This window comes from Polyangium sp. 15x6 (assembly GCF_029960785.1).
In the GTDB taxonomy this organism is placed as follows: Bacteria; Myxococcota_A; Polyangia; order Polyangiales; family Polyangiaceae; genus Polyangium.
Genome location: NZ_JASBQE010000187.1, coordinates 1 through 9528 on the forward strand (window position 1 = coordinate 1; position 9528 = coordinate 9528).

At 67.8% G+C, this 9528-nt stretch carries 8 protein-coding genes; 2 read left to right on the top strand and 6 right to left on the bottom strand.

Going from position 1 to position 9528, the window contains the following annotated elements:
* A partial coding sequence (locus QHF83_RS51985) for a hypothetical protein (RefSeq protein WP_282425634.1) occupies positions 1–688 on the top strand: 688 nt, incomplete at its 5' end.
* An 8-nt stretch (positions 689–696) separates the two neighbouring features.
* Positions 697–1881 carry a glycoside hydrolase family 5 protein gene (locus tag QHF83_RS51990; RefSeq protein ID WP_282425635.1) on the top strand — a complete coding sequence of 395 codons (1185 nt, stop codon included), beginning with the start codon at positions 697–699 and terminating at the stop codon, positions 1879–1881.
* 341 nt (positions 1882–2222) lie between these two features.
* Here the strand turns inward: QHF83_RS51990 and QHF83_RS51995 are convergent, their stop codons facing one another.
* The 6 genes from QHF83_RS51995 to QHF83_RS52020 are packed head-to-tail and all read right to left on the bottom strand — an operon-like array spanning position 2223 to position 9163.
* On the bottom strand, positions 2223–3593 hold the full coding sequence (locus QHF83_RS51995; RefSeq protein WP_282425636.1) for a GH1 family beta-glucosidase: 1371 nt from the start codon (positions 3591–3593) through the stop codon (positions 2223–2225).
* 15 nt (positions 3594–3608) lie between these two features.
* Positions 3609–4616 carry an ABC transporter ATP-binding protein gene (locus QHF83_RS52000; protein WP_282425637.1) on the bottom strand — a complete coding sequence of 336 codons (1008 nt, stop codon included), beginning with the start codon at positions 4614–4616 and terminating at the stop codon, positions 3609–3611.
* Positions 4613–5578 carry an ABC transporter ATP-binding protein gene (locus QHF83_RS52005; protein WP_282425638.1) on the bottom strand — a complete coding sequence of 322 codons (966 nt, stop codon included), beginning with the start codon at positions 5576–5578 and terminating at the stop codon, positions 4613–4615. Before QHF83_RS52005 ends, QHF83_RS52000 begins: the two co-directional genes overlap by 4 nt.
* Positions 5571–6470, bottom strand: a complete 900-nt coding sequence (locus QHF83_RS52010) for an ABC transporter permease (RefSeq protein ID WP_282425639.1) — start codon at positions 6468–6470, stop codon at positions 5571–5573. Before QHF83_RS52010 ends, QHF83_RS52005 begins: the two co-directional genes overlap by 8 nt.
* A gap of 20 nt (positions 6471–6490) precedes the next feature.
* Positions 6491–7468 carry an ABC transporter permease gene (locus QHF83_RS52015; protein WP_282425640.1) on the bottom strand — a complete coding sequence of 326 codons (978 nt, stop codon included), beginning with the start codon at positions 7466–7468 and terminating at the stop codon, positions 6491–6493.
* A 27-nt stretch (positions 7469–7495) separates the two neighbouring features.
* Complete coding sequence (locus QHF83_RS52020; RefSeq protein ID WP_282425641.1) at positions 7496–9163, bottom strand: ABC transporter substrate-binding protein; 1668 nt, start codon at positions 9161–9163, stop codon at positions 7496–7498.
* Between the last annotated feature and the right edge of the window lie 365 nt (positions 9164–9528).

A 9528-nucleotide genomic window follows, 5' to 3' on the forward strand; every position in this document is an offset into this window, starting at 1 on the left:
AGGGGGAGGGGCAGGCGCGAGCGGCGGCGGAGGCCCCGGCCCCGGCGGCGGCGGTCCGGGCGGCGGCGGCCCGGGCGGCGGCGGCGGCGGGCAAAAGCTCACCAGCATCGACGATATGGAGGATCAAAACGGCTCGATCACCCCGAACGCGGGTTTGCTGGGCGCCTGGTACACGTACAACGACGAGACGGCCGGCGCGACGCAGACGCCCATCGTGGGGGATCCCTTCGAGATGACCGCGCTGTCGCCCGCGCGGGGCTCCAGCATGTACGCGGCAAACACGAAGGGGAGCGGCTTCACGACGTGGGGCGCGGGCTTCGGGTTCGACTTCAACAACGACGGCGTGACGAAGAAGGCCTTCAATGCATCCCAGTTCAACGGGGTGCATTTCTGGGCCAAGGTCGGCGCGGGCGCGAGCGGCGCCGTGCGCTTCAACGTCGGCGACTCGCAGACCACGCCCGAGGCCGGCAACTGCGGCATGACGTGCAGCGACGACTTCGGCGCGAACATCACGCTCACGACCGACTGGCAGGAGTTCAAGTTCAGCTTCGCGGAGCTCAAGACCGTGAACTGGTCGAAGCAGAACCTGACGGCGATCAAGAAGGACGCGCTGTATTACGTGCACTTCCAGGCGGGGCAAAACGCGAACTTCGACATCTGGATCGACGACATCTCCTTCTTCGAGTGAGAGAAACCATGCAATCACGACGCGGCCTCTTGTTCCTCGGTCTGTCGCTCCTCGGGGTCTCGCTCGGGGGGATCGGGTGCGACGTCGGCGAGACGTCGAATCTCACGGGCGGTCAAGGCGGCGAGGGCGGCGCCCAGTCCACGATGGGCATGGGCGGCTCCACGCCCGGCGTGGGCGGCGCAGGCGGCGCAGGCGCGTCGAGTGCATCGAGCAGCTCCAGCGGTTCCGGCAGCTCGTCGAGCTCGGGCACGGGCGGCAGCGGCGGCGCGCCGCCCGTTCCCCCGGGCGGATATTACGTGCAAGGGAACAAGATCTACGATGAGAGTGGCAACGTCCACGTCTTCCGCGGGCTCGCGCGGCCCTCGCACGAATGGACGCCGCAGGGCGAGAACATCTCGCTCGCCGATTTCCAGAAGATCAAGGGCTGGGGCGCGAACGTCACGCGCCTCTCCTTGAACCAGGGCTTCTGGCTGCCGGGGCACGTCCGTTACGACGGGCAATACCAGCAGAACATCGATCAAGCGATCCAGTGGGCGCACCAGGCCGGGCTCGACGTCATCCTCGATCTGCACTGGTCGGATCGCGGAGACATGAACAACTGGGACACGAAGCAGCAGCGGATGGCCGATCAGAACTCGGTGAAGTTCTGGCAATCCGTGGCCGAAAAATACAAGAACGACGGCCGGGTGCTGTTCGAGCTTTACAACGAGCCGCGGGACGTCTCCTGGGACGTGTGGCGGAGCGGCGGCGATAGCGGCGAGGGTTTCCAGGCCGTGGGCATGCAGCAGCTCTACGACACGGTCCGGGCCACGGGCGCGCAGAACCTCGTGCTCATCGGGGGCCTCGACTGGGCCTTCGATCTCTCGGGCGTGACGCAGAATCGTATCCAGGGGACGAACATCGTGTATGTTACGCACCCGTACGATTTCGAGAGCAAGCAGCCGGGGACGTGGGAGCAGAAGTTCGGCTTCCTCGCGGCGACCGATCCGGTGTTCATCACGGAGTTCGGGAGCTTCGATTGCTCGACGAACTACACGAGCCAGCTCCTCGATTACGCAAAGCAGCGCGGCATGTCCTGGACCGGTTGGGCATGGTACGTGAAGGGCTGCGATTTCCCGTCACTCATCACCAACTGGAACGGCGATCCAAGCGCAGCCGGCCAGGTCGTCAAGGCAGCGCTGCAGAATCCCTGAGCAGGGAGCTCATCTGAAGCGTGGCGCCGGGGCGCTGCCCCGGACCCCGCGGGGGCTGTTCGCCCCTCGACCCGAACCAGCGCAAGCGCTGGACCTTTTGGGGAAGAACTGCGCGTTGCGCAGTTCTTCCCACAGGCCAGTGGGGCAGTGTTGCCAGTCGAAAGGGCAACGCGGCTGTCTCGATTGGCAGGGTCGTAGCTGGTCTTGACTCGGCCCGTTCGATGAACTGCGCATCGCGCAGTTCATCGACCCCGGGTCCAGCGCTTGCGCTGGTCCGGGTCCAGGGGTGGACAACCCCTGGTCGGGGCCCGGGGTGAAACCCCGGCGCTACGCTGTGGAAATCAATCTTCCACGCCGTTTGCCGCGATGACGCCGCGGTACCAGAGGGCGCTGTCCTTCGGGATGCGCTTCTGCGTCTCGTAGTCCACCCACACGATGCCGAAGCGCTGCGTGTAGCCGCGCTCCCACTCGAAGTTGTCGAGCAGGGACCACACGAAATAACCCGCGAGCGGCGCGCCTGCGTCGATGGCGCGGCGTGCTGCGATGAAGTGGTCGCGCAAGAATTGCGTCCGCCGCGCGTCACGCACGCGCCCCTCGGCGTCGGGGCCGTCCGAATAACTCGCTCCGTTCTCCGTGACGTAGAGCTTCGCTGGCCCGTATTCGAGGTGCACGCGCGTCAGGATCTGGCGGAGACCGTCTGGATAGACCTCCCATCCCATCTCGGTCCACTCTTCGCGTGGCGCGAGGTGCTCCGTGCGCGGGAGGTTCTGCTCCTCGGGCACCTTGTCGCTGCGCATCACCGTGCGATTATAGTAGTTGACACCGAGGAAATCGCAGGGGGTGGCGATGATCTCGAGATCGCCGGGGCGCACGTCCGTGAAGCCTTCGGGCGGCAGGTGTCCGGCCTTGATGTAGTCGGCGACCATGTCGGCCGGGTAGTGACGGCCGAAGAGCGGATCGAGGAACCATCGATTGAAATAGCCGTCGTGGTGCCTCGCCGCGTCGAGATCGGCGGCGCTCCGCGACGCTGGGACCGTGGGCGCGAGGTTCAGCGTGATGCCCACCTCGGCGCCGGGGCTGTTCTTGCGCAGCACGGGCACGGCGAGGCCGTGCGAGAGGAGCAGGTGATGGCTCACGGAGAGGGCCGCGCGATAATCGCGGATCCCCGGCGCGTGCAGGCCGATCTGGTGGCTGAGCAGGGATGCGCACCAGGGCTCGTTGTGCGTGATCCACTTCTTGACACGATCACCGAGGCGACGGCTCAGCACGTCGGCGTACGTGACGAACGCCTCGGCCGTCGCGCGGTTCGTCCATCCGCCCTCGTCTTGCAGCGCTTGCGGGAGATCCCAGTGGTAGAGCGTGACGAACGGCTCGATGCCCGCGGCGAGGAGCGTGTCGACGATCCGATCGTAGAAGTCGAGGCCCGCCGCGTTCACCTCGCCGCGGCCCTTCGGCAGGATGCGCGGCCACGCCACCGAGAAGCGATACGCGCGCACGCCGAGATCCTTCATGAGCGCGATGTCGTCGCGGTAGCGATGGTAATGGTCGCAGGCGACGTCGCCGTTCGTGCCGTCGTTCACCTTGCCCGGCGTCTTCGAGAACCGGTCCCAGATGGACTCGCCGCGGCCATCCTCGGTCGCTGCGCCCTCGATCTGGTACGAGCTCGTGGCCGTACCCCACACGAAATTGTCGGGAAAAACGTACTTGGACATGATGCCTCGCTGGGTTTACTCGCTTCGTGCCCGAGAGGGCTCGGGGTACAGGTGACAGCGGACCACGCGGCCCTCGTCGCGTGTGACGGGGCGCGGGGTCTCGCGCCGGCATGCCTCGGTGACGTCCGGGCAACGCGCGGCGAAGGGACATCCGGGCGGCGGATCGACGAGCGCGGGCGCGCCGGATCGCGCGGGCAGCCCGCGGGCAAACGAGCCTTCGAGATCGGGGATCGCCGAGAGCAAAAGCTTCGTGTACGGGTGCAAAGGCTTTTGCAGGAGCGCCTCGCTCGGCCCCGATTCCACGATGTGACCCGCGTACATCACCATCATCCGATCCGCGACGTAACGCGCGCTCGCGAGGTCGTGCGTGATGTACAGGAACGAGATGCCGCGCTTCTCTTTGAGATCGAGCATCAGGTTGAGGATGTCCGCGCGGATCGAGACGTCGAGCATGCTCACGGGTTCGTCCGCGAGGATGAGATCCGGCTCCACGGCGAGGGCGCGCGCGATCGCGACGCGTTGACGTTGTCCGCCGGAGAGCTCCTGCGGGTATTTCGCGGCGACCTCGGGCGCGGGGACGAGGCCCACGGTGTCGAGCAAGGCGTGGACGCGCGTGGTGAGATCAGCGCCCGCTTTTGCTTTGCCATGCAGGAGCAGCGGGCGTTCGAGGTGCTGGCCGATCGTGCGCGCGGGATTCAGGGAGCCGAATGGGTCCTGGAAGATCATCTGCACGCGGCGGCGATACGCGAGCGTCGCGCGGCCACGCTCCTCGTCGAGGACGTCGCGCCCGCTTAACAGGATGCGTCCGCTCGTCGGCGCTTCGAGGCGCACGCAGAGCCGCGCGATCGTGCTCTTTCCGCTGCCCGATTCGCCGACGAGCGCGAGGATCTCGCGATGGTCGAGCGTGAAGGAGGCGTCGTGCAAGGCGCGGAGGTTTTTCGGGCGCAACCATCCTCCGACGCGGTAGAGCTTGCCGAGGTGCTGCGCCTCGAGGAGCGGGGGCGTTCGATCGGGCTCGCTCATGGGGACACGAGGTGGCAAGCGGTGTGGTGGTCCTCGGCGATCACGCGCAGCGCGGGCGCTTCCGTCGCGCAGCGCGCGGCGGCCTCGCGACACCGCGCGCGGAAGGCGCAGCCCGTGGGCAAACGACGCAGATCGGGGGGAGAGCCCGGGATCCCGGCGAGCCTGCGGCGCGGCCCGTGGATCGAGACGAACGACCCGAGCAGACCTGCCGTGTAGGGATGTCGCGGCGCGCGGAAGAGCTCGCGCGTGGGCGCCATCTCCACGAGGCGGCCCGCGTAGAGCACGCCGATGCGCGTCGCGAACTGCGACACGACCGACATGTCGTGCGTGATGAAGAGCACGGACAAACCGAGCTTCTCCTTGAGCTCGGCGATCTTCGAGAGCACTTCGTGCTGCACCACCACGTCGAGCGCCGTCGTCGGTTCGTCCATGACGACGAGCGGCGGATCGAGGGCGAGCGCGAGTGCGATGCCAACACGTTGACGCATGCCGCCCGAGAGCTCGTGCGGATGGCTCGTGAGCCGCGCGGGGTCGATGCCGACGAGCTCGAGCAAGTGGGCGGCTCGCTCACGCGCGATGCGCTTGCTCGTCCGCTCGTGCGTGACGAGGACGTCGATGATCTGATCGCCGATCGTCAGGACGGGAGAGAGCGCGTTCATGGCGCTCTGGAGGACGAAGGACATCTTGCGCCAGCGAAAGCGGCGTAGCTCGTCCTCGTTCATCGCGAGGACGTCGTGGCCCTCGAAGAGCACGCGGCCGCCCGTGATCATCGCGGGCGGCGCGAGGATGCGCGCGAGCGCCTGCGCGACGGTCGATTTGCCGCTGCCCGACTCGCCCACGAGGCCGAGCACCTCGCCGCGCTCGAGGACGAACGACACGCGGTCGACGGCGCGCACCGGGCCCGAGGGCGTCTGGTACACGACCACGAGATCCTCGACCGAAAGGAGGGGCGCGCTACCCATGATCCCTCACGACCGGCGTCGACGCGCCGGGGCGGATGCCGCGCGTGGCGAGGGCGCGCGCCCAGTCGCTCACGGCGCGCAGGCGCGGGTTCGTGATCTCGTCGAGGGAGAAGCTCACGAGGACGAGCGCCGTGCCGACGAGCGCGACGGAGAGGCCCGTCGGGACGAGCGTCCACCATGCGCCCGTCAGGAGCGCGGCGTCGTTGCTGGCCCAGTAGAGGTTCGTCCCCCACGTCACGAGGCTCATGTCGCCGAGCCCCAAGAACTCGAGGCCGACCTGCGCGCCAATCGCGTACACCGTCGCGCTGATGAAGCACGACGCGAGGACCGACGTCATGTTGGGCAGGATCTCGCGAAAGACGATGTAGAGCCTGCTCTCGCCCGTGACGATCGCGGCGGCGACGAAATCCTTGTTGCGGAGCGAGAGCACCTGCGCGCGGATCACCCGCGCGTTCCAGGCCCAGCCCGTCGCGACGAGCACGACGAGCAGCGCCTTCGTGCCCGCGGGCAGATACGCCGCGAGCACCACGGCGAGCGGCAATCCCGGGATGACGAGCGACACGTTCGTGAGGAGCGAGAGCACGTCGTCGACGAGGCCGCCGAACGTGCCTGCAATCGCGCCGACGATCGCGCCGATCGTGGTCATCGCGAGCCCGGCCACGAAGCCGACGAGCAGCGACGTCCTGGCGCCCGCGATCGTTTGAGACCAAACGTCTTGCCCCTGGCCGGTGGTCCCGAGCAGGTGCGCGCGCGAGGGCGGTTGCAGCGGGATGTCGACGAATGCCGAGGGATCGTACGGCGCGACGAGGGGACCGAGGAGCGCCATCAGGAAAAACACCCCGAGGATCACGAGGCCGGCCGAGGCTTTTCGAGGGATCTTCGTGCTCGTCATCGGATGCGCTCCCGAGCCCCTCAGCGACCGCGCGTCCGCGGGTCGAGCCATACGTAAAGCACGTCCACGAGGAAGTTCGCGGCGAGCACGGCCATGGTGATCGTCAGGAAGATGCCCTGCATCAGCGGATAATCCTGGCTGCGAACCGCCTGCACGAGGAGATAGCCCTGGCCCGGGTACGAAAAGACGATCTCGGTGAGCAGAGACCCGCCGAGGACGAACCCGAGCGCCATGCCGAAGCCGGTGACGTTCGGCAGGAGCGCGTTGCGAGCCGCATAATGGAACATGATCCGGAGCGGCGACAGGCCCTTCGCGTGCGCCATCGTGACGTAATCCTCGGCGAGCACGCCGATCATCGAACTGCGCATGGAGAGCATCCAGCCGCCCACGCTCGCGAGGACGATCGAGGTCGCCGGCAAGAGGAGGTGTTCGGCGACGCTCGCGAGGAACGAGAAGCTCAGCGAGGGCGCGAGCGTGTCGTCGTACGCGTGGCGCAGCGGCAAGACGTCGAGCGTGAAGCCGAAGCCATAAAGCAGCATCATCGCGAGCCAGAAATAAGGAAACGCGCCGAGGAACACGAGGAGCGGCGGGAGCGTCGTGTCGAACGCGCCGCCGCGCCGCCACGCCGCGATCACGCCGAGGAGCGAGCCGAGGGCGAACGCGACGACCACGGAGGAGCCCGTGAGCAGCGCGGTCCAGCCGAGGCCCATGCCGAGGACATCCGTGACCTTGGCCGGGAAATACGCGACCGATACGCCGAGGTCTCCGCGGAAGAGGTGCGCGAGGTAGCTCGCGTATTGCTCGTGCAGCGGTCCTCCCGTGAAGCCGAACGCCTCGCGGAGCGCCGCGAGCGCCTCGGGCTGGAGCTGTCCTTTGTAGCGCGCGAACATCGCGGAGGCGGGATCGCCGGGCGCGAGGCGCGGGACGATGAAATTGAGCGTGAGCGAGGCCCAGGCCGCGAGGACGTACAGGCCGAGCTGTCGCAGGAGGTATCGCACGTGCCGTCTCCTCGTGATCCTTTCGTCTCACGCGCCCCGCGGCGTGAGCCGCGTGAGGACGAGCAAGCACTCCGGCGCGCTGTAAGGGGAGGGTTTGGCGTACGGATCCCGCGCGCTCGGAAAACCCTCGAAATGGCGGGTATTGAACGCGGCCCAGGACGGGTTCGGGAAGAGCGGGATCACCGGTGCGCGCGTGGCGAACAAGCGCTCGAGCGCGTGCGAGAGGCGCATCTCCTCGCGCTCGTCGGCCGCCCCCTCGAATTCCGCGAGCAGGGCGTCGGCCTCCTCGCTGCCGAACCGATGCCAGTTGCGCGCAGCGGGATCGCCGAGGGGCCGGAGGGTCGCCGTGCCCATCAGATCCCGATAAAAATGATAGGGCGTGGGCTCGTCCGAGGACCAGCCGAGCGAGAGGTCGAACGCGCCTTTCTGGAGCTTCTCGAAGAAGGCGCTGAAGTCGTACGCGCGCGCCGCGGAGGTGACGCCGAGCGCGCGCAGGCCCTGGGCGATGATCTGCGCGGCCCGGATCCAGTCGGACCAGCCCGTGACCACGTGGACGTCGAGCGTGAGCGGCGCGCCGTCGGCCGAGGCGCGCAGGCCATCCGCGCGGCGCGGATACCCGGCCTCGTCGAGCAGCCGTCCCGCGCGCGCGACGTCGTGCGTGATCCAGTCGCCGACCGCCGCGGCCTCGGGGCTCCGGAAACGCGCGTAACCGTCATGGAGCCCGGTCGCGTCCGCGGGGCGCGTATAACCGTACATCGCGACCTTCACGAGCAGGGCGCGATCGATCGACATGCTGATCGCCTTGCGCACGCGTTCGTCCGAGAGCGGGGCACGCGCGGCGTTGGGATAGAGCATGACGGTGCCGCCCACGAGCGGGAACCAGTAATGGTGGTGGGCCGGATCCCTCGCGACGAAGATCCGCTCGACGTCGGGCACGAAGTTGCCAGCCCAGTCGACCTCGCCATGGAGGAGCGCGAGCGTCGCCTGATCGTTGCCGGGATACGCGGGGAAGCGGAGCCCGCGGAGGGCGGGTTTGCCCGGCTGCCAGTACCGCGGGTTCCGACCGAGCTCGTAGACCTGATTCTGAAAGACCGTGATTTCGGTGAAGGGCCCGGTGGCCACGGGCCGCTCGTTCGTGAACGTGACGGGGTCTTTCACGTCCCGCCACAGGTGCCGCGGCACGATGGGCTGGTGGCCGAGGTAGACGAGCCCGGGCACGTATTGTTTTTTCAGGGAGAACAACACCTCGTCCGCGCCGCGCGCCCGGATGTCGTCGAGGAAGGACCAGACGCCGAAGAGATCGAGCGCCTTGTGGCGCCCGAGGATCTCGAATGTGAAGACGACGTCGTCGGCGGTGAAGGGCTGTCCGTCGGACCAGGTGACGCCGGGGCGGAGGGCACAATGGAGCGTCCGTTTGTCGGGGCTCCAGGTGGCGCCGGTGGACAGCCACGGGACGAGTTTTCCGTTGATGGTGTCGTAGATGAAAAGGGGCTCGTAGATTCCCGCCCGCGTGGGCCAGCGGATGTTGCCCGGCGCGAGCAAGGGATTGAAGTTGCGCACCCAGGAGGCCTGCTGCTCGGTCGACACCGTGAGGACACCGCCGGGATCACGCCGCGCGCCGCGCCGCCCGGAGCACGCGCCCGCGAGCGGGGCGAGGAGCGTCGCGGCCAAAAAATGCCGGCGGGACCATCGCATTCGTGTCACCGAGGAATCTTTCAAGGCCATCGAATTCGTTTCTGCTCGACGCTACCCGCATTTTTCGTCGAGCGTCAAGGTCGCTTCGACGCCGCGGGCGTCGTCGATCTTTTCGGCCGACCATGATATGGCATTGGCCGTGCCTCGGTCCCGCCGGCTCGTGTTCTCTCGGGACGAGGGAAAGGAGTTCATCATGCGAACGAGAGGCTTCGTCGTGTCGTCCGCGAGGATGGGGATCATGGTCTCGATCGCCGCGCTGTTCGCGGCCTGCGCTTATGGAATCGATCCGGACCGGAGCGGCCTCGAGCCCGGAGCCGGCGGCGCCGGTCCGGGCGGGCCGGGCGGCGGCGGCCCGGGCGGCGGCG